Source organism: Peribacillus sp. AS_2, from assembly GCF_026891895.1.
Taxonomy (GTDB): domain Bacteria; phylum Bacillota; class Bacilli; order Bacillales; family DSM-1321; genus Peribacillus; species Peribacillus frigoritolerans.
Map to the genome: position 1 here is coordinate 316,529 of NZ_JAPTGA010000003.1, position 21,295 is coordinate 337,823.

Here is a 21,295-nt window from a genome sequence, read left to right on the forward strand (position 1 = left end):
ACAGGAAGGTGCAAGGAGGGTTTGTTCAGTGAATGTCGCCGTCTTTTTTCGCTGGTTTTGGAGGGGAATACTCCTTCTAGTCATATTAATCGTCATTCCTTATTCATGGGCATTGATTTTAGCGCTGCTCACCGCCGTTCTTTTGGATGGATTGGTCCGCATGATTGGTGAAACGGCAAGGCTGCATCGTTTTTGGGCAGTGTTAATTTCATTTGTTTTATATGTAGGCGGGCTTATGAGCATCACTTATTATTCTTTTTCGGTATTAATCAAGAAGGTCATTGTCTATTCGGAAGAATTTCCCGGTTTCATACGTGAAGTGTATTTGACGGCTATATTGCCAGTCATTAGGCAATGGGAACGGTATTCGCAAACTTTGCCGACAAACCTCATTCAATCGGTAGAACAGACGATGGAAAAGGGAGTCATGGCTCTGGAGGGGTTCACAGAGGGCTTTGTTCAGGATATGGTCCAGTTCGTGACACTCATTCCTGGACTTTTCATTGACTTTTTAATTTACTTAATCGCTTTATTCTTATTCAGTCTTGAATTGCCTAAATTAAGAAAAAAGGCAGTCCTTTATTTAAAGACATCCACCTATCAAAAAATTTCGCTAGTTTATCAAGATTTAAGTATGGCAGCCGTAGGCTTCATAAAGGCACAAATCCTGTTGAGTTTAATAACGTTCATCATGGCTTATGGAGGACTATGGTTGTTAAATGTGAAGTATATGATTCCATTGGCACTGTTAATAGTGGTGGTGGACATTCTTCCTATCTTGGGGACGGGATCTGTGCTGGTTCCTTGGGCAGCGATCGTTTGGGCTCAAGGAAATCATCATCTTGGTGTTGGCCTCATCATTCTATTCCTGGTCATTACCATCATAAGAAGGACCATCGAACCGAAAATCTATTCAGCAAATATGGGGTTGAGCCCATTGGCATCGTTGGTCAGTCTTTATTTAGGGTTTAAGATGCTTGGTTTCCTTGGGCTTTTCCTTGGACCTTCGATACTGATTGTTTATGATACGCTAAAGAGGGCAGGTGTCATTAAAACCAACTTCAAAATATGAAAGATTATTAGATGTTTTTGGCCTGATTTCTTAAATTTGACATATCTTTTACCGCTTTACCTTGACCGTTGCAATGATTGCAGTCCCGGGAAAAGAATTGAAGATAACGGGTTTTCCCTTTCCCTTTGCAGTGCTGGCAAATGGTTATGAGTTTCATGATTCTTCACTCCTTCAAAAAGTATCGCTTTTTTAACAGTATGAAACAATAAAGGTAGAACTATACTTCATGTAATCATCCAATGTTAAATGAAGCAGGTTTTATATAATATGTATTTAATTTATTTCATGTACCAGTTGAAAAAAAATAACCCCCGCTCCTATTGTATTAGGAACGGGGGTTATTATCATGAAACGATTTCGGTTTGTGATATGATCGGGAATTCTTTCACTTCGCTTACGACTTTTGCCTGTTTATATATTTCAATATAACGAATATGGTGATCTTCCATTTCCTTTATCCTGAAGTTATAGGGACCATAAGTCAGGATATCACCTTGTTTGGCCTCATAATCCTCTGTAAGGATCCATCCGCCCATCGTATCAATATCTTCATCATTGATATCCAATCCGAGTAAATCATTCACTTCACTTACTAATACCTTGGCATCGATGATGTAGTGATCTTCTTTTAATTTGCGGACATCGGGAACTTCATCCAGGTCGAATTCATCGCGGATATCGCCAACGATTTCTTCAAGGATATCTTCAACGGTAACCAAACCTGAGGTACCGCCGTATTCATCCATGAGGATGGCCATGTGGATCCGTTCCTTTTGCATTTTTAAAAGTAAATCGTGAATCGGGATACTGTCAATGACACGGATGATTGGACGAACATATCGGTCGATCGTTGACGCTGCCTGATTGTTTCTGTCTATCATTTCAGTGAATAGCTCTTTGATATTGACCATTCCGATAACATGATCCTTATCACCATCAATGACAGGATATCGCGTAAAATTCTCTTCCGCCATTACGGTGAAAAACTGCTGGATCGTATCATCTTTGGATACCGTTGCAATTTCTGTACGTGGAACCATGATTTCTTTTGCGATCCGATCATCAAATTCAAAAATCTTATTCACATATTTAAACTCTGATTGGTTAATTTCGCCACTTTTGTAGCTTTCGGAAACAATGATTCGAAGCTCTTCTTCTGTATGAGCCAAATCATGTTCGGAAACCGCTTTTAATCCTAGCATTCTTGTAAGCGTCCTTGCAGAGCCATTCAGTACCCAGATGAATGGATACATGACTTTGTTAAAGGCAATTAAAGGCTTCGAAACCAATAATGTTACTTGCTCCGCTTTTTGAATCGCCAATGTTTTCGGTGCCAATTCTCCAACAACGACATGTATGAACGTAATGAAAGAAAAGGCAATTGCAACCGAGAGTGCATGTGAAGCTGAATTTGGAAGATTCAATTGATTCAAGAGTGGGTGCAAAATGCTTTCAACTGTCGGTTCCCCGAGGAATCCAAGCCCTAGAGCTGTAACGGTAATTCCGAGCTGACAAGTTGAGAGGTATTCATCCAGGTTGGAGATGACCTTCTTTGCTGAAATGGCATTCCTCGTTCCTTCTTCAATTAATTGATCGACCCTCGTGCTTCTCACTTTAACAATCGCAAACTCCGTAGCTACAAAAAATGCTGTTAAAGCAATTAAAATGGCAATAAGAACCAAGTTTATTATGTCCAAATAGTCTCCCTTAACTCGCCTTCGAGACGAATAAGGAGTACACCTCCTACATTTTTAAAATATACAAGTATATTTTTTTTGCCGTGCTGAATATTTTCGGGATTGCTTCTGTGGCCATAGATGTGCAGCCGCTTGAACTCCCATTTCTTTTAGTGATGAAGAGAATAATAGTATATGCCGATTAGCGATGCGTAGACGGGAAATAGAAGAATTTCTGTCTGAAGGAGTGCAGCCATTTTCCAAAAGGACACATATCCGTTACGCAAAGCAGCGCCTGTCCGTCACAACGAACATTCTTTAATGCCCCATCAAATCACCTCAATCTAATTAATTTAAATACTTTCATTATAGAAAGAGTTATTCATTCAGTCAAACAGCTTACGGCGCCTTAAATCCGGTAAATTGCTTGTAAAGGATCAGTTTGAGCTAATAAATAGCTGTTTTTGACTGTTTTCTCTACTTTATTGTAACTTATTATAGAATATTCAGAAAACTGAGGGCCGTTTCATAAAAAATTGCTCAGTTTCATTATTTTTTTGCTGGTACAAACATATTCTATAGAAACCAAGACAAGTTTTAAATGCAAGAATTAAAGGGGGTGGCAGCCATGAAAATCATGGAACGGATGGCAGCGATCATTGCCGGCAGCATGCTTGTAGGTGTGGGAATCAATTTTTTTCTGATACCTTATCATTTATTGGATGGCGGCATGATAGGGATTGGGCTGATTTTTCATTACTATATAGGACTTCCGACAGGACTGGGTGTGATTTTGAGCAGCATTCCATTATATATATATGCTTGGTACTTTGAAAAAAAATTATTCCTGAACAGCTTGCATGGCTTGCTTTTTTCCTCTTTATGCATCGATATTTTTTCCGACGCTGTCACAGGATGGAACCTCCCCATTTATGTAAGTGCGATAATCGGGGGAGGGTTGATTGGACTTGGAATCGGTTTAATGCTTCGGTATGGGACCTCTACAGGCGGAACCGATATGTTGGCACAGATCCTTTCCAGGAAAAGTGGACTCAATGTAGGTCTGCTGATTTTTTTCATTGATGGGTGTGTACTGCTCTGCGGATTGAGCGTTGTGGGGACTTCAATCTTTTTATATTCATTTTTAACGATCATCGCGGTAGGCATGCTGACTTCAGTCACCGTAATGCGAACCATTTGATGTGAAATTATGTATAAAAATCCGAAAAAAGGAAAGGATGGGCAATATGAAGAGGACAGATTTTTAGTCTAATAAATAGTAAAGGGAAGTTCATATGAAAAAACTTTATATGTGTACTGCGTTGTTAGTTATGCTGGCAGGGTGTCAAGAGTCTGAAATGCCAGAGGATAAGGAAGTGAACAGTGCTGTTCCAGAGTCGATGGATGCATCAATTGTCATTAAAGGGAAAGTGGAGCCTGGAAAAGAAGTCATTCTTGAAACGGCAGTGAAACAGGGAAGCCAATTGGTGAATGAAGCTGATGAGGTGCTGTTTGAAGTGAGAAAGTCCGGACAGGATAAACGGGAAATGCTTGAAGCAAAGAATACTGGAAGTGGCATGTATCAAGTGATGCATACTTTTGAGGAACAAGGCAAATATATTGTAGTGTCCCATGTAACGGCTAAAGGCCTTCATGTAATGCCTGAAAAGGAAGTTGTCGTTCCAGGACATGAAAGTGAAGGTGCATCGGTTCACCCTAGTACGGATGTATCTATCGGGTTTCAAAGTAACCCTGTAAAGGCAGGAAACAGTTCGAATTTTGAAGCGACGGTTGAATTGAATGGGAAGCCGCTGACAAATGCAGATGTGAATTTCGAGGTGTGGAAGGAAGGCAGCGAAGAGAGTCATTTCACCAAAGCTGAAGAAGATGGGAATGGAACATATCTAAATAAGGTATCTTTCGAAGAAGCGGGAACCTATAAGGTCCAGGTCCATGTTGAAAAAGACGAAGTGCATGAACACCAACTGCAAACTATTCATGTCAATTGATTGTTTTTTGGATCGAATCGTTTAAATAGGTTTTATTACTTCGTTAAATGGGAAGTTAAAGGATAACGGTACAGCAGAAAAGGAGGGTAAGCATGAATAATCAAATAATCAACAAGTATAAAGATCTCGGGATTCATATTGAAAAAACGAAATCACGGCAGGAGATTTTCACTAATGTTTCACAAAAAGATTCATCCTTACTCACTGCCGCTGTTTTTTCTCAAATTTCCCAAAAAGGGGAGCTAAAAGAATATTGATGTAAAGAGACCGGAGTACATAGCAGCTGGTCTTTTTTTGTGCAATCCTGAATGTGGTGCATTGTGAAACTGGATATGAAAAATCGAATATAACGTTATGAGCTGAATAGGATAGAAGGACAAACAATTTGAAATTAGCGGTAAGGGGAGTCCGATAGCATGATATCACAGCTTATTATGACGATATTGAATTGGTTTGCGGAAATGGGCTACATGGGGATTTTATTGGGGCTGATGGTTGAAATCATCCCGAGTGAGCTTGTTCTTGGATACGGTGGTTATGTGGTTGGCCTGGGGAAAATGAATTTTTGGGGAGCTGTTCTTGCCGGTGTGGCAGGCGGGACGATGGCACAATTATTTCTCTATTGGGCGGGGTATTATGGAGGAAGGCCCTTTCTCTTGAAATATGGAAAATATATTCTAATTAAAGTAAATCATATTGTACATGCTGAAGAGTGGTTTAAGCGGTATGGCGTGGGCGTGGTTTTTACGGCTCGATTCATTCCGGTTGTTCGCCATGCCATTTCCATCCCTGCCGGAATTGCGAGGATGTCAGTATGGAAGTTTATATTTTATACGGTTGCGGCTGTCATACCTTGGACCATATTGTTCCTGACCTTAGGAAGGATCCTCGGCGAGAATTGGCAGCAAATCCGGGAAATAACTGAACCTTATCTAATACCGGCTGCTGGTTTTTCCTTTATCTTCATCATGCTGTATATCTTATGGAAAAAAAAGAGCACACCTCCAATCGTAACGGTCAAAAAAATGGGACGGTTTCCCGATAAATGAACAAATCGTTAAAAAACAGCCACGTAAAATAACCTTTTACGTGGCTGTTTTTGATCATTAACCTTGGGTACCTTCAAGAGGAAGATGTACGACCTTTTTTGTGACCTCGATGGAACGGATGGCGTGATCTTCCATTTCAATCACTTTAAAGCAGAATCCGTCTTTTTCCATGATATCCCCTACCTTCACATCATAGTTTTCAGTAAGGACCCATCCGCCTATAGTATCGACATCATCTTCTTCCAAGTGAATGCCAAGTAGATCATTCACTTCCTTTACAAGAAGTTTAGAGTCCAAAATATAATGTCCTTCTTTAATTTTCCTGATTGAGGCAACTTCATCGATATCGAATTCATCACGAATTTCCCCAACGATTTCCTCGAGGATATCCTCGACTGTGACAAGTCCGGAAGTTCCGCCGTATTCATCCATCAAAATAGCCATATGAATGCGTTCTTTTTGCATTTTTAACAGCAAATCGTGAATTGGTATATTTTCCATTACCCGAATGATCGGACGAGCGTAATTTTCAATCGCTTTGATATGGATTTCCCGGTTCTTGATAAGATCCGAGAAAACTTCCTTTAAGTTCACTAGGCCGATGACATGGTCTTTATCACCTTCGACAACAGGATATCTAGTGTATTTTTCCAATTTGGCCACATCGACGAATTCCTGTACCGTTTCATCCTTGGATATGGTCATGATTTCTGTCCGTGGAACCATGATTTCCTTGGCAACTCGATCATCGAATTCAAAGATGTTATTTACATATTTAAATTCCGACTGGTTAATCTCCCCGCTTTTATAGCTATCTGACAGGATGAAACGCAATTCTTCTTCCGTATGGGCTATTTCGCTTTCGGATGCTGGCTTAAAGCCAAATAATCCGACAACGAATCGGGAAGAATGATTCAAGGCCCAGATGAAGGGAAAGGCTATCTTATGGAAAAAAATCAGCGGGCCGGCAATTGCCAAGGTCACTTGCTCAGCCTTTTGGATGGCAACCGTCTTTGGAGCCAATTCACCTACAACCACATTCAGGAACGTAATCAGGGAAAATGAAATGACAAATGTCAGAATGCTTGTAACTTCTTGTGGGATATTCAAGGCATTGAATAAGGGCCCAACCAATTTGAGGACGGTCGGTTGTCCTAGCCACCCCAGTCCAAGGGCAGTAACGGTAATTCCTAGCTGTGTAGCGGATAGGTATTCATCAAGATCGGATGTAACCTTCTTTACCGAAATGGCTTTTTTGTTTCCTTCTTCAATCAGTTGATCGATCCTGGAGCTGCGAACCCTTATGATCGAAAATTCCGAAGCTACAAAAAAGGCTGTTAAAGCAATTAAAATAATGACGAATAAAAAACTTAATATGTCCAATTAGTGTGGGACTTTATTGAATCGCCAGATGTGCCGAACGATTTAATTATCCCAGTCACCTCCCAAAACCAATAATGAATGAAATGATATTAGTATATAAAATGTTAGATGGAAAAATAATTCGCTATCTTGTATAAAATCTGGTTTTTATTTTCAATCTATAGGATCATTCACCTCGATCAGTAGTGGAACCTTCCTATTAGTATAAGTAACTGGACGTCAATCAGTCAAAAATTTCACACTAAAACCCTAAGGAAAAAAGGATATTTATCCATTATTTAGTTTTTAATTGTATGGAAAAGGTCGTTAGGAAATCGGTAGAGTGACAGGATAATGTTCCTTGATGCTTTAAAACGATTTCTTTACAGACGAATAATCCCAATCCCGTTCCTCTTTTTTTTGTGGTGATGAATGGCTCAAAAATATTCGGCAGGACGTCGTCAGGTATCTTCGGCCCATTATTCGATATATTTAAAGTAAGAATGCCGGGTGGCGATTCAGAGCCTGAAATGTAAATGGATGGGGAAGGCATCCCTGCAACCACATCAAGAGCATTTAATATAATATTTAGTAAAACTTGACGGAATTCTTCTTTAGAACCCGAAATTACGGCATCCTCGGCAATATTGCATGTAATGGAAGCATTAACTTCCAAAATGCTGGGATATAAAAATTCGATCACCTCATTCACAAGCTGAGCAATGGAAAATAGATCAGGTTGTGTTGTTGAAGTCTCCTTTTTGGAAATATTAAGAAATTGCGTGATCCGGTAATTGAGCTGATCCAATTCCTTTGAAATGATATCAAGGTACTTTATCTCAGGTTGTTCTGCCTGTAATAATTGTATGAATCCCATGATGGAAGTCAGTGGATTTCTGAATTCATGGACAAAGCTTGAGGTCATTTGGCCAAGGAGCGTCAAACGGTCTTTATGGTTTGGGCTTATGAATTGATAGCGTTCTTCAAGTTCCATCGTTTTCAATTCGGTATAATGGGATAATGCAAAATGAATGAGTTTATCGAAGTAAACGTTTACCCGTTTTATTAGAGCCGATATTTCTTCTTTGTGTGCTCCGGAATTCAAAATGTGCTCTATGATGACGGATCTCCCGATGGTTGCAGTGGAAAAGAAATTTTCCATATCCAATTGCTTAGTAACGCGATCAGCCGCAATTTTTTCCCCTACGACCTTCAGTACATCGTCTATGTCAGTATCCGATTTTCCAACCTGCTCCATTAGCAAATTAAAAATATTTTCGACTTCTCCTTTGAAATACCCCAGATATCCGTCCGGTAAATGCAGCAACTCATCTTTCCATTTGGAAATGATACTGTTTTTTTGAGAAGATAAAAAGTGAATGGTCATTTCTCGATTAGATACCATTTTGCCCTCCATACTGTAGGAAAATGAATTTACTTTTGACCCAGAAAGTGCTTTATTTGAATAAAATTACAAAATATCAAAATAATTACAACTTGTTTTCATGATAACAGATTACTGTTCCTTTAACATGTGTCAATTGGATAAATATTCGGCAATCAATCAATAAATACCTTTTTTTGACACAGTTTTATTACAGTAATTACAGGAATAAATAACAAAAAAAGGTATCCGTAAAGTTAATGACGGCTACCTTTTTTATGAAATGCATATGGTTCGATGTGTACGATCACATGCTGGATATTATATTCCTTCAAAAGATTTTTTTCGATTCTAACTGTAATATCATGACCTTGAATGACGGTCAAAAGAGGGTTGACATGAACGGTAGTTTCGAGCAGGATTTCACTTCCGTGCATCCGTGCTTTAATTTCACTCATGTCTTTAACACCCTCTGTCAATATAATCGTTTGTCCGATCTTTTGCAGGAGCTGCTCGTCAAAACCATCGGTTAAAGAGATGGACGCATCACGAAAGATATCCCAGGCCGTTTTGCATATGATGACCCCAACGACTGCTGCAGCTATCGCATCCAGCCAAGGGATTCCCAACTTAGTACCGATGATTCCAATGAAAGCACCAACACTGACAAGGGCATCGGAACGATTATCCTGAGCAACGGCATAGATGGAAGAGCTGTTGATTTTTTTACTTAATGTAAGGTTATAACGGTAGATTCCGTACATGAAGATGGCAGAGAATAGAGCGACATAACCGGTCAGCATACTGGGTACGGTTGTTGAATCTTGGTGAAAGAAGGATTCAATGGCACTGTAAACAACCTGAAGGCCCACAGTGATCATGATGAAGGCAGCTACCAATGACGCTACGGTTTCCGCCCGTAAATGACCATATGAATGATTATCATCAGGAGGTCTCTTTGAAATTTTCAAACCAATCAAAACGGCTATGGAAGCGATGATGTCGGTCGTATTATTTAAACCATCAGCCCAAAGCCCTTTAGAATCACCGAAATAACCAAATGACAATTTAAGAGCAGACAAGAATATGTAAGCGGCAATGCTTATGTAGGCGCCTTTTTCAGCTGATATCGAATGTTTATCCATGTCCATTCCCTCCCCAATGTAAATTAGGCTTAATGAAATCAAACCTTAGTGATTCTATAGAAAAATTGTCGTATTCTAACTTGGTTATCGGCAGGTGTATTGAAAGTCTGTAAAGAAGTTGGATAAACGAAATGATATTTACATGAAATGGTAAAAAGGTGAGTTTCGATGACATGTACAGTTTTTCTTTAATTGGCATTTAAAGAAACTAATAGATATTCTAACCGATGATCGAAAATTAAATACTTCCACAAGGGGAGCCTAAAGGCTGAGAGTGAACGGTTCTGGTTCAGCCATTTTGAACCTGATAGTCAGCAGGATGTGGTTTTGGGCAGCAATTAGCAACCCGGTGTTTTTCGGCTGCTCCGAATGTAATACTGAAAAAATCCTATTAACAAAAAGGCCGGATTCTATATGAATCCGGCCTTTTTCGGAGAATGTATGACTCGAAACATTCAGGTAGAAACCGTTCATTCTTCATTTTGCAATGAATACCGAACATGGTGCGTTTTTCGCAATGGAACTACTTGTACTGCCAAGGAAGAATTTTTCCAAACCGCTTTTATCGCTATTGCCGACAACGATAAGATCAGCTGAATTTCTCGCTGCAAAGTCACATACGCTATCTGGCGCATATCCTTCCAATAGTTCGAATTTCCCCGTCACTTGACATTCACTTAACAATCTCAACGTATTACTTTCTGCGTTCTGAATACTATTCTCGAGGGCGGAGGGGGTGTCATTTACCTTTTGATTTCTTGGCTGGTCAACTTCAACAACAGGATGTGTCTGGACTGGATCCACATAAAATCCGGCGGAGGGCACGAACCCCGGCGCGGAGGCGTTACCCATGATACGCTGTTCAACCTTATCATTTAGGACATGAACGACGGTCAACTCAGCTTTTGGAAAGGCCTTTTTCAATGTTGCTCCATATTCGACGGCCCGTTTACTTTCTTCATTTCCATCAAAAGCGACGACAATATGTTTTAAGTCTTTCATTACTATCATCTCTCCCCTGTATAAGACCTTAATAGTGTTATACCCGCTTTTAAATGGCTTCACGCCTTTAATCGGTATATAGATTGCCTTTTACGGGTAAAGGATAGATACGAGCATAGTTAAAATGGTAGGATGAAAACTGGTCCTTCAGTTAATTGGCAGGCACAGACGATGAAGGGATATCATCGGTAAGGATGCCGATTCACGTGTGAAGTGCTACAAGAAAAGAGCGCCTTTTATTCAATCGACGAGTTTTCTTTAACAAAAAGGGTAAAATATTTTTAATGAAACATGTCGCAGATGGAAAAATGGGGGTACAAATGAGAGGGTTAGTGAAATTAGGTCTAATTATAATATTGGCGATTGTGGTTTTAGGCGCCGGTTCACTATTGTATTTCAGGCAGGGTGCTGATATAAGTCATCTTGAAAATAGTCTTCAGCAACCGACAGGGATCTACGATCTGGATGGGAATCTAGCCAGTACGATCACGGCAAATAAATCCGAGGGCGTCTCGATAGATGAAATACCGGAACATATGAAACAAGCGGTGGTTTCCATTGAGGATCACCGTTTTTATGAACATCACGGCATAGATTATCAAGGAATCATGAGGGCTTTGGTTAAAAATGCGAAGGCTGGAAGTGTTGTTGAAGGCGGGAGCACGCTCACCCAGCAGCTTGTGAAAATCACGATGCTGGAATCGGAACGAACACTGAAGAGGAAGATAGAAGAGTTTTTTCTAGCCCAGGAAGTTGAAAATAAATATACAAAAGATGAAATCCTGGAAATGTATTTGAATCAAGTTTATTTTGGCCATGGGGCATGGGGAATCAAAAAGGCTGCAAATATTTATTTTTCCAAAGAGGTCTCTGAATTGACCGTTGCCGAGGCAGCTTTGCTGGCGGGAGTCATTAACTTGCCATCCAAACTTGATCCATACAAGAATTTGGACGGTGCAGTGAAGCGGCGTGATTTGGTTCTTTCGCGAATGGCGGAACATGGTTATTTGACGAAAGATGAAGAAGCGGCCGCAAAAAAAGATTCGGTGACACTGCTTATGGGGGAGAAGGAAACCGATCCATTAAGAGGTAAGTATCCTTATTATGTCGATCATGTTTTATCGGAAGCATCGAGTAAATATGGAATTAAGCTTGAGGAGCTGCTTTCAAAGGGGTATAAAATTTACACGACCCTGGACCAGTCCATGCAGCAGGCTACAGAAAGCGTGTATGAGAATTCAGCCAATTTTCCGGTTGGAACGAGTACAGAGGAACTGGTTCAAAGCGGGTCTGTCCTTCTTGATCCTGAAACAGGCGGCATAAAAGCACTTGTCGGCGGGAGGGGTGAACACCAATTCATGGGATATAACCGGGCAACCCAACTGACAAGGTCTCCTGGTTCATCCATTAAACCGCTTGTCGTTTACACGCCGGCTGTTGAAGAGGGATATGATATCACTGACCCTTTAAAGGATGAAAAAATGAGCTTCGGTGAATATGAGCCAACAAACCTGAGTGGTCAATATAAAGGAGAAGTCCCCATGTATGAAGCGGTGATGAATTCTTTGAATGTACCGACGGTTTGGCTATTGAATGAGATTGGCATCGATAGGGGGCTTGATTCACTTAAGCGGTTTGGGATTCCATATGACAAGGATGATCGAAACCTGTCTATCGCTTTAGGAGGGATGAAAAAAGGTGTGTCCCCGCTGCAGATGGCAGGAGCCTTTTCTGCTTTCGCCAACGAAGGGGAACGGATGGAAACCCACGCCATTGTAAGGATAGAAAATGCCGATGGAAAAGAGGTTGCCGCCTGGAAAGAGAAAAGCACCAAAGTGACCTCTGTAGCCGCCGTCGACAAAATGAATGCTATGCTGCTTGGAACAGTTGAATATGGCACAGCGAAAAACGCGGCTGTTTCCGGTTATGAAATAGCAGGTAAAACAGGATCTACACAAGTTCCCATCGAAGGAGTATCAGGGGTTAAAGATCAATGGTTCATCGGTTATTCACCTTCGCTGGTCGGTGCTGTTTGGGCGGGATATGATAAGACGGACGCAAAACATTATCTAACGACACACAGCAGTCAGGGAAGTGCACTCATCTTTCAAAAAATAATGTCGAAAGCCTTACAGAATCAAGCTGCTCAATCTTTTAAAGCTCAAGATATCGGTCCGCTTATAGCAGAACAACAGGCACTTATAGCTGAGCAACAGGAGAAGGAAGAAGAGGATAAGAGGAGACAGTATTGGATTGACAAAGGAAAGGAAATACGTGAAGGCTTGAATAAATGGAGGGATTGGGAGGTTCCGTGGTAATTCCCAGGTCCGGGAGCATAAACAAGCCTTTCTAAATCAAATCAACAAAAAAAGACTGTCAATCATTGACAGTCTTTCATCATTCTTAAAAAATAAGATTTGCTATTATGCCGATTACGACGATTGCGCCTATCACCATTAAAATGGTTCTCATATAAATACACCCTCTTCAAACGTAGTTGGAATCATTTAAATATTTACGGTTTGGTTCGATTGGAAACGAAATGCACTTTCATCATTTTCTTTACAAATAGCTTGTACTTTTTCAAGCATGGCGTGTACATTCTCGCCTTCAAGTATGACTTTCATCGTTGCACACTCTTGAAGAATGAGCACGAAGGATACGAAAGTCGAAAGTTTCTTGGCATCGACCAATTTATGGTTGCAGATAAAATATATATTCCCTTTAAATTCTTTTGTAACTTGATATAGGTTCATGATTTGTCGCATGGATAATCTTTTATTTGTTTGAATGTCAGAAGAAATCACTTTATTCATGTCGTTTACTCCTTTTGTTTTTATACTTTTGGAAAAGCATAATCAAGATGTCAATTCAGCTACAACGTTTAAAAATGAACAAGTATGTTTTGGACTTTTTTATGTAATTGTTAGCGGGTCATGTTGTATATTTACCCGCGTGAAAGATTTTGAAACCTATTTGAAAATTTCAATTTTGGAGGGGGAATGAACCATGCTCACACTTATTAAAAATGGGGAGCTTTATGGACCGGAATATATGGGCCAAAAAGATATCCTCTTGGTTGGAAAGCAAATTGGCTTCATTGAGGACCAGATTGATGTACCTGCCAATTTCGTTAAAATGAAAGTGATTGATGCGAGTGGTCAAATTGTGGCTCCGGGTTTTATAGATGCCCACGTACATATTATCGGCGGAGGCGGGGAAGGGGGTTTTAAAACGAGGACACCTGAAATCCAATTAACAGATGCCACTTTAGCCGGTATAACGACTTTGGTAGGGGTCATCGGCACAGATGGTACGACAAGGACGATGCCTGCACTGCTCGCTAAAGCGAGAGCGCTTGAAGAAGAAGGAATTAGCTGCTTCGTTCAGACTGGTTCGTATCAAGTTCCAGTCAAGACGTTAACCGGCAAGATAGAGGATGATTTGATTCTTGTGGATAAAATTATCGGTGTTGGCGAAATAGCCATTGCCGATCATCGTTCTTCGCAGCCGACTGCAGCCGAACTCGCTAAACTGGCCTCTCAGGCACGTAATGGAGGTCTGTTATCCGGGAAAAGCGGTATCGTCAATATTCATGTCGGCGACAGTCTAGATCATTTGCACGTAATTGAAGAAGTTGTCGAGACAACGGAAATTCCGATCACTCAGTTCTACCCTACACATATAAACCGAAATCCGCATTTATTCAATGCAGGGGTGGAATATGCAAAAAAAGGGGGGTATATAGATTTTACGACAAGTACAATCCAGAAATTCCTTGAAGAAGGCGAGGTCAAAGCAAGTACAGCAATTAAAATGGCACTAGAAGAAGGCGTTGAAATCGGGCAGATCACCATAACTTCAGATGGGCAAGCCAGCCTGCCTGACTTCGATGGAAGCGGTAACCTGCGCGGTTTGAACATTGGTACATGCATGTCGTTATATAATTGTGTTGTCGATGCGGTCCTCGAGGATGGAGTGGCAATTGCCGATGCCCTACGAGTTGTGACGGAAAACCCGGCAAACATTTTAAAGCTTTCTGCAAAGGGAAAGCTTTCGGTAGGTAAGGACGCCGATATCATCCTGATGAATCAACGAACTTTAGAAATAAATAGTGTTATCGCAATGGGGCAGATGATGGTCAAAGATCGCCATGCTGTCGTTAAAGGAACATTTGAAAAATAGACCTTTTCTACCTTTCGGTGCAATTCCCGTTGCGGGTCCTACCCCATCCTGAAATGCCAAAAGGGTAACATTGATCTAATTTCGGATTTCTGAAAGAGGGTATGTGTAATGATTTCAACTTCATGCACTCGCTTTCCGGGGGCGGGCGGGAGCCTCCTCGGCGCGCCTGCGGGGTCTCCCATGCCACGCTTTTCCCGCATGAGCCTCGCGCCTTCCGTTCCAATCAACTTTGTGTTATTGAAAAAACTGCAGTTTCGTCTTATTCCGAACCAAGTTTTAGACTAGTTTATCCTTCATGTTTTTTCTTGAACTCCTTAATGGATGGAAGAAATATGCGATACTCCTGCCGAAAAACTGGCTAGCCGAGACCCCACAGACGCTTGCGTCGAGGAGGCTTGGCAGGCAGTCGGCGGAAAGGGAGCGGATTTCTGAAATCAACTGGAATTATTAAAAGAAAAAACTGCAGGCTGGTCTATTCCGAACCAAGTTTTAGACTAGTTTATCCTTCATGTTTTTTCTTGAACTCCTTAATGGATGGAAGAAATATGCGATACTCCTGCCGAAAAACTGGCTAGCCGAGACCCCACAGACGCTTGCGTCGAGGAGGCTTGGCAGGCAGTCAGCGGAAAGGGAGCGGATTTCTGAAATCAACTGGAATTTTTAAAGAAAAAACTGCAGGCTGGTCTTATTCCAAACCCTATTAAGACAAGGTTATCCTTCATGTTATTCCCTGTACTCCTTAATGGATGGAAGAAATATGCGACACTCTTGCCGAAAAACTGGTTAGCCGAGACCCCACAGACGCTTGCGTCGAGGAGGCTTGGCAGGCAGTCGGCTCAAAGGAATGCGGATTTCTGAAATCAACTGTCTGTTTAAAAAACGTAGGCAACTGATTTCTTGGAGTTTTTATACAGGCTAAGACCCATATATTAATATAATGGGTCTTTTTTGTGCTGGTTTTTTTTTGATGAAGGTTCTAAATCTGTCGGGAGCACATCACATTTTGAAGGGAATCATTATGAAATTCCCCATTAAAGGTTCCCATTTTCAAAATGAAGGCGAAGTATCAGAAAACATCTTCTAAATAAAGGTAATATGTGAAAAATTCATTCTATTTAACATATTATTAAAAACATGGATGTATTATCCTTTTATATAAGGAAATGTAGTTTATGAAACAGCATTTAATCACAGACAGAAAGACCAATAAAAACATTTTGGGCTGTTATTTCATGACTGTTCAAAACCTAGGTAAGTTTGCGAAACAAATCTATCTTAAGGGGAGAAATGAAATGGAAAAGACGGGAAACCCAATAATGAAAGCGCATTCAAGCGAAGTTGAGCCGGAAATGTTTCGTGTATTGACTCCTGATGGGGAAATAATTGAAGCGATTGATGGAAAAATCGATAAATCACTTATGTTGAAGATGTATGAGAGCATGCTCCTGCTCAGAACATTTGACCGAAAATCAATAAATCTCCAGCGCCAAGGCAGGATTGGGACTTATGCACCTTTCGAAGGGCAGGAAGCGTCCCAAGCAGGAAGCGCTTTAGCATTATCGTCAGGGGATTGGATGTTTCCCACATACCGTGATCATGGAGCGGCAATCATTCATGGACAGGAATTATACCGTGTTTTCCTATACTGGATGGCGCATTTTGATGGTTCGATTTGTCCAGAAGGAAAAAGGATATTGCCTCCAAGTGTTCCAATTGCCACTCAAATGGTTCATGCAGTTGGAACGGCTTGGGCAAGTAAGCTTAAAGGCGAAAAGAATGTTAGCATCGCCTATTTTGGCGATGGTGCGACTTCTGAAGGGGACTTTCATGAAGCACTGAATTTTGCCGGCGTTTATAAAACCCCGACAATCTTTTTCTGCCAAAATAATGGCTACGCAATCAGTGTCCCTTTTGAAAAGCAATCGGCATCAAAAACAATATCCCAGCGTGCTGCTGCTTATGACATCCATGGGGTGCGGGTGGATGGAAATGATATTTTTGCCGTATGGATGACTGTAAAGGAGGCTGCCGAAAGAGCGCTTAAAGGGGAAGGGCCTACATTAATCGAAGCCATTACCTTTCGCTATGGCGCCCATACTACTGCAGACAATCCGAACATATATCGCGATCAGGACGAAATTTCAACGTTCTGGAGGGAAAACCGCGATCCTATTACACGCCTTAGAAAGTATTTGAATAAAGAGGGTCATTGGAATGAAGAGCAGGAAGAATTGGTGTTAAAGCAATTCAACGAACTGATCGATGCTCACCTTAAAAGGGCCGAAGCGTATCCGAAATCCGACCCGCTCGAAATGTTTAACCATGTATATGCTGAGGAGACATGGCATCTTAAGGAACAAAAGCAGGAATTGAACCAAATCTTAAGGAAGGGCGGGAGGAAATGATGGGCAAAAATTTAACGATGCTCCAGGCTATTACGGAAGCGCTGGACCAAATGCTGGATCATGATGATCGCGTGATGATCTTGGGTGAGGATATTGGTGTGAATGGCGGGGTTTTTCGAGCGACGGAAGGACTTTATGAGAAGTATGGAAAAGATCGAGTTGTGGATACGCCATTAGCTGAATCCGGAATCATCGGCTCTGCCATTGGTTTGGCTCTTAACGGAATGCTGCCCATAGTGGAGATCCAGTTTCTCGCCTTTATTTATCCGGGGTTCGAGCAGCTCATTTCCCATGCTGCCCGTATGAGGTATCGTACTCGTGGGCAATTTGGGGTGCCCCTCGTAATCCGTACGCCATATGGTGCCGGAATCAGGGGTCCTGAACTTCATTCCGAAAGTGTCGAAACCTTCTTTGCCCATACTCCGGGTTTAAAGGTGGTTGCACCCAGTAATCCATATGATGCAAAAGGGCTGCTCGTTTCAGCGCTCGAAGATCCAGATCCAGTGATTTTTTTGGAACCGACTAAATTGTATCGGGCCTTCAAGGAAGAAGTTCCCGATGAAATGTACCGAATACCAATCGGTCAGGCAAAAGTGGTCCAGGAGGGAAGCGACCTGACCATTTTTGCATGGGGGGCCATGTTAAGGGAGGCATTGAATGCCGCGAAAAAGATTGAAGCAGAAAAAGGCTGGAAGTGTGAAGTGGTCGATCTTAGAACTTTATACCCTTTAGATAGGGATGCGATCGTGCAATCCATTAAAAAGACAGGTCGTGCATTGATCGTCCATGAAGCCCATAAGACGGCCGGATTAGGTGCGGAAATTATCTCCATCATTAATGATGAAGCTCTTATTTACCTGAAAGCGCCGATTAAGCGTGTAACAGGATTTGATGTACCGGTTCCGCCGTTTACAATAGAAGATCATTATTTACCGACTGTTGACCGTGTAAAACAAGGAATTGTCGAAACGTTATCATTTTAATTGATTTAGGGAGAAAGAGAAGGAGGATGACGCATGATGGAATTTAAACTTCCTGATGTAGGGGAAGGGATGCATGAAGGGGAAATTATCCAATGGCTCATCAAAGAAGGGGATGCGGTAAAACAGGACCAACCCATTGTTGAGGTGCAAACGGATAAAGTCAATGCGGAATTGACAGCCCCGGCAGCGGGAGTGGTCAAGAAAATATTTTTTTCCGTTGGGGATATCGTGGAAGTGGGAACCACTATATTCACAATTCAGGAAGAGAACGATGTGCCAGTTCCGGATACAAACATTAGTGAAGAGGAAAACCAAGTCGGGCAATCCGGTGATGTAAAAGTAAATGCGGAGCATATTACGACTAAACAGCACCATCAGGCAGTGCGTGCGTTGGCAACCCCATTCGTGCGTCAAATGGCCAGGGAAATGAAGATTGATATCGAGAAGGTTAAAGGTTCCGGTCCGGCTGGGCGAATTACCGAAAGTGACCTGAAGCAGTTTAAAGAAAATGATTCGATTACACGGGAAGATGCCAAACAGCATGATGACAAGACTGGTCAAGAGATGGCGCCGATGAAGGATGCCGTACTGGCAAATGGTTTGGAAAATGAGCGGGAAGAGCGGATTCCGCTTAAAGGCATTCGTAAAAAAATCGCTGAACATATGGTAAAGTCCGTTTCGACCATTCCTCATGTAACGCATGTAGATGAATTGGAAATGGACCGATTGAAGGAATTTAAAAGTCAATTAAAGGAGTACTCGGATGATAAGGATATAAAATTGACTTTTTTGCCGTTTTTCGTTAAAGCCATTGTCATCGCTTTAAAGGAGTTCAAAACATTAAATGCTTCAATTGATGAAAGAACCAATGAAATCATCCTGAAAAATTATTATCATATTGGGATTGCGACGAATACAAAAGAGGGTCTCATTGTTCCTGTGATCAAACATGCCGATCAAAAAACCATTTTCCAACTGGCTGATGAAATCAGGCAATTGGCAACCCAAGCCCGTGAAGGGAAGTTGAGTATAAACCAAATCACAGGCAGTACATTTACCATCAGCAATGTAGGACCGATCGGAGGGATGCACGCTACCCCGATCATTAACTATCCGGAAGCTGCCATATTAGCTTTGCATAAAATGGAACATCGCATGGTCGTTCGCGATTTGGAAGGTGTTATCCGTTTAATGATGAATATGTCTCTTTCTTTCGATCACCGTTTGATTGATGGGGTAACAGCGGTGCACTTTACCAATAAAATCAAGGAATTGCTGGAAAATCCAATTCGTTTAGTTGTGGAGATGAGATAAATGGTAGTAGGGGAAGTTGCTGTTGAGACGGATGTTGTCATCATGGGAGGAGGTCCGGGAGGATATGCTGCGGCTATCCGTCTCGGCCAGTTAGGTAAATCTGTCGTGCTGGTTGAAAAGGATAAGTTGGGCGGGGTTTGCCTTAATCGGGGCTGTATACCTTCAAAAGCATTGATTCACGCAGCTGATCAATACCATGGGCTTAACGATTTTGGGAAAATGGGAATCCGGCTGCCTCAGGAAAGAACCACTATGGACTTGGGGGTTTGGCAGGATTGGAAAGGGGGCATCATATCCCAGTTGGGGCATGGTATTGCCCATTTGTGTAAGGAAAACGGAGTGACGGTGGTTAAAGGCCAAGCAACTTTTTTATCTGATGACCGCATTGGAGTTGAAACCGGTGGCGATTTTGAAACCTACAAGTTTGAACAGGCAATTATTGCGACAGGGTCCAGGCCTTTCATTCCATCCTTCATAAAAGTCGATGGAGAATATATATTGGATTCAACATCATCTTTGCAGCTGAATGAAGTTCCAGCGAGCTTGTCGATCATTGGCGGAGGATATATTGGAATCGAGCTGGGTATGGCATTTGCAAAGTTGGGCACTAAAGTGACCATCATTGAGATGGCCAATCGCATACTCCCTCAAGTTGCTGAAAACCTGGTAAAGGACGTCACCCGGAATGCCAAGAAGCTCGGGATCAATATCAAAACATCCTCGAGGGTAGAGAAAGCGAGTGTAGTGGATGGTCAAGTGCACCTTCTTGTTTCCTCGGAAGAACAGGGTGCGGAAGCGGTCGTGAGCGAAAAGACCCTGGTTACAATTGGAAGGATTCCTAACACGGAAGAAATTGGCCTGAATCGGGCTGGAGTGACGGTTGGTGAGAAAGGCCATATAGCAGTGGATATGGAATGCCGTACAAATGTGCCGCACATCTTTGCCATCGGTGATACTACGCCTGGTCCGGCACTTGCCCATCGAGCGTCCAAACAGGGAATCGTGGCAGCTGAAGTGATAGCGGGGCTGCCAAGTGCCGTTGACTCGCCTTATGTTCCCTATGTAATCTTCTCGGAACCACAAATAGCTGGTGTTGGTTTAAGCCGTGAAGAAGCAGAACAACAGGGATACAGCGTAAAGGTTGGCAAATTTCCGTTCAGTGCCAACGGAAGGGCGCTTGCAATGAATGAAACGGAGGGGTTTGCAGAAGTCATCGTGGATGCCAATAGTCATATATTGCTTGGAATGCATATGGTAGGTGCTGATGCTTCCAACCTTATAGGTGAAGGGGTCCTTGCACTTGAGCTGGCGGCTCGGGTCGAAGATATAGCCCTCAGCATGCATCCTCATCCGACCTTGACCGAGGGGTGGCTGGAAGCGGCTGAAGCAGTTTTGGGACATGCAATTCACATCGTAAATAAATAGGAAAAGGTAAATTCATGGGGATTACCAATGTAGTCCCCGATTAGAATGTTTTATCTTAATGGAGTCAAAGACCCGAAAGGCAAGGCTATCAGTAAATTCACTCCATTTGGAATTATGTCCCGGCGTTTGACCAAACAGGGGCCGTATTGGCCTGCAATGATTCCCTCTTGTAAAACCATCGGCATATTGATATCATTTTTACTTTGGGGAAGTATAGAGTTTTCAATAAGCTTTGGATCCTTCCACTCCTAAACCATAACGGTTGATGAGATAACAAATCTATT

At 41.9% G+C, this 21,295-nt stretch carries 17 protein-coding genes; 11 read left to right on the forward strand and 6 right to left on the reverse strand.

Features of this window, described 5'->3' with window-relative positions; genetic code table 11:
* The first annotated feature begins 28 nt into the window (after positions 1 to 28).
* Positions 29 to 1,072, forward strand: coding sequence for a sporulation integral membrane protein YtvI (gene ytvI / locus OTG27_RS07030; protein ID WP_268936592.1), 1,044 nt, complete (start codon positions 29 to 31; stop codon positions 1,070 to 1,072).
* Positions 1,073 to 1,416: 344 nt separating this feature from the next.
* Here the strand turns inward: ytvI and OTG27_RS07035 are convergent, their stop codons facing one another.
* Positions 1,417 to 2,769, reverse strand: coding sequence for a hemolysin family protein (locus tag OTG27_RS07035; protein WP_057275741.1), 1,353 nt, complete (start codon positions 2,767 to 2,769; stop codon positions 1,417 to 1,419).
* A gap of 607 nt (positions 2,770 to 3,376) precedes the next feature.
* On the opposite strand from OTG27_RS07035, the gene OTG27_RS07040 reads away from it, so the two are divergent.
* The 4 genes from OTG27_RS07040 to uptA all read left to right on the forward strand — a co-directional run bounded on the left by OTG27_RS07040 (position 3,377) and on the right by uptA (position 5,806).
* Positions 3,377 to 3,949, forward strand: a complete 573-nt coding sequence (locus OTG27_RS07040) for a YitT family protein (protein WP_222620123.1) — start codon at positions 3,377 to 3,379, stop codon at positions 3,947 to 3,949.
* Between the two features lie 94 nt (positions 3,950 to 4,043).
* On the forward strand, positions 4,044 to 4,757 hold the full coding sequence (locus OTG27_RS07045; RefSeq protein ID WP_057275742.1) for a FixH family protein: 714 nt from the start codon (positions 4,044 to 4,046) through the stop codon (positions 4,755 to 4,757).
* Positions 4,758 to 4,849: 92 nt separating this feature from the next.
* Positions 4,850 to 5,014: a hypothetical protein gene (locus OTG27_RS07050; RefSeq protein ID WP_268936593.1), complete on the forward strand. Its 165-nt coding sequence runs from the start codon at positions 4,850 to 4,852 to the stop codon at positions 5,012 to 5,014.
* A 162-nt stretch (positions 5,015 to 5,176) separates the two neighbouring features.
* On the forward strand, positions 5,177 to 5,806 hold the full coding sequence (gene uptA / locus OTG27_RS07055; RefSeq protein ID WP_268936673.1) for an undecaprenyl phosphate transporter UptA: 630 nt from the start codon (positions 5,177 to 5,179) through the stop codon (positions 5,804 to 5,806).
* Positions 5,807 to 5,863: 57 nt separating this feature from the next.
* Here the strand turns inward: uptA and OTG27_RS07060 are convergent, their stop codons facing one another.
* The 4 genes from OTG27_RS07060 to OTG27_RS07075 all read right to left on the reverse strand — a co-directional run bounded on the left by OTG27_RS07060 (position 5,864) and on the right by OTG27_RS07075 (position 10,699).
* A complete protein-coding gene (locus OTG27_RS07060; RefSeq protein ID WP_098865916.1) occupies positions 5,864 to 7,189 on the reverse strand; it encodes a hemolysin family protein in 1,326 nt (441 codons plus the stop codon).
* Positions 7,190 to 7,463: 274 nt separating this feature from the next.
* Positions 7,464 to 8,573, reverse strand: a complete 1,110-nt coding sequence (locus OTG27_RS07065) for a sensor histidine kinase (protein WP_057275745.1) — start codon at positions 8,571 to 8,573, stop codon at positions 7,464 to 7,466.
* A 236-nt stretch (positions 8,574 to 8,809) separates the two neighbouring features.
* Positions 8,810 to 9,697 (reverse strand): cation diffusion facilitator family transporter, encoded by an 888-nt coding sequence (locus OTG27_RS07070; RefSeq protein WP_268936594.1) that lies wholly within the window; start codon positions 9,695 to 9,697, stop codon positions 8,810 to 8,812.
* A gap of 477 nt (positions 9,698 to 10,174) precedes the next feature.
* Positions 10,175 to 10,699 (reverse strand): universal stress protein, encoded by a 525-nt coding sequence (locus tag OTG27_RS07075; protein WP_063591904.1) that lies wholly within the window; start codon positions 10,697 to 10,699, stop codon positions 10,175 to 10,177.
* A gap of 320 nt (positions 10,700 to 11,019) precedes the next feature.
* Between OTG27_RS07075 and OTG27_RS07080 the strand changes: the two genes are divergently transcribed.
* Positions 11,020 to 13,017, forward strand: coding sequence for a transglycosylase domain-containing protein (locus OTG27_RS07080; RefSeq protein WP_268936595.1), 1,998 nt, complete (start codon positions 11,020 to 11,022; stop codon positions 13,015 to 13,017).
* A gap of 189 nt (positions 13,018 to 13,206) precedes the next feature.
* Here OTG27_RS07080 and OTG27_RS07085 read toward each other — a convergent pair whose 3' ends face one another.
* Positions 13,207 to 13,515, reverse strand: a complete 309-nt coding sequence (locus OTG27_RS07085; protein WP_034314818.1) for a hypothetical protein — start codon at positions 13,513 to 13,515, stop codon at positions 13,207 to 13,209.
* A 193-nt stretch (positions 13,516 to 13,708) separates the two neighbouring features.
* Here OTG27_RS07085 and iadA point away from each other — a divergent pair, with 193 nt between their 5' ends.
* The 5 genes from iadA to lpdA all read left to right on the forward strand — a co-directional run bounded on the left by iadA (position 13,709) and on the right by lpdA (position 21,011).
* Positions 13,709 to 14,884 (forward strand): beta-aspartyl-peptidase, encoded by a 1,176-nt coding sequence (gene iadA / locus OTG27_RS07090; protein ID WP_268936596.1) that lies wholly within the window; start codon positions 13,709 to 13,711, stop codon positions 14,882 to 14,884.
* A 1,292-nt stretch (positions 14,885 to 16,176) separates the two neighbouring features.
* A complete protein-coding gene (gene pdhA / locus OTG27_RS07095; protein WP_268936597.1) occupies positions 16,177 to 17,289 on the forward strand; it encodes a pyruvate dehydrogenase (acetyl-transferring) E1 component subunit alpha in 1,113 nt (370 codons plus the stop codon).
* The gene (locus OTG27_RS07100; RefSeq protein ID WP_268936598.1) at positions 17,289 to 18,272 is read left to right on the forward strand and encodes an alpha-ketoacid dehydrogenase subunit beta; all 984 of its coding nucleotides are present in this window, start codon (positions 17,289 to 17,291) and stop codon (positions 18,270 to 18,272) included. Before pdhA ends, OTG27_RS07100 begins: the two co-directional genes overlap by 1 nt.
* Positions 18,273 to 18,305: 33 nt before the next feature.
* Entirely contained in the window at positions 18,306 to 19,586 is a 1,281-nt protein-coding gene (locus OTG27_RS07105) for a dihydrolipoamide acetyltransferase family protein (protein ID WP_063577149.1), read from the forward strand.
* Positions 19,587 to 21,011, forward strand: a complete 1,425-nt coding sequence (lpdA, locus tag OTG27_RS07110; RefSeq protein WP_268936599.1) for a dihydrolipoyl dehydrogenase — start codon at positions 19,587 to 19,589, stop codon at positions 21,009 to 21,011.
* Positions 21,012 to 21,295: the final 284 nt, after the last annotated feature.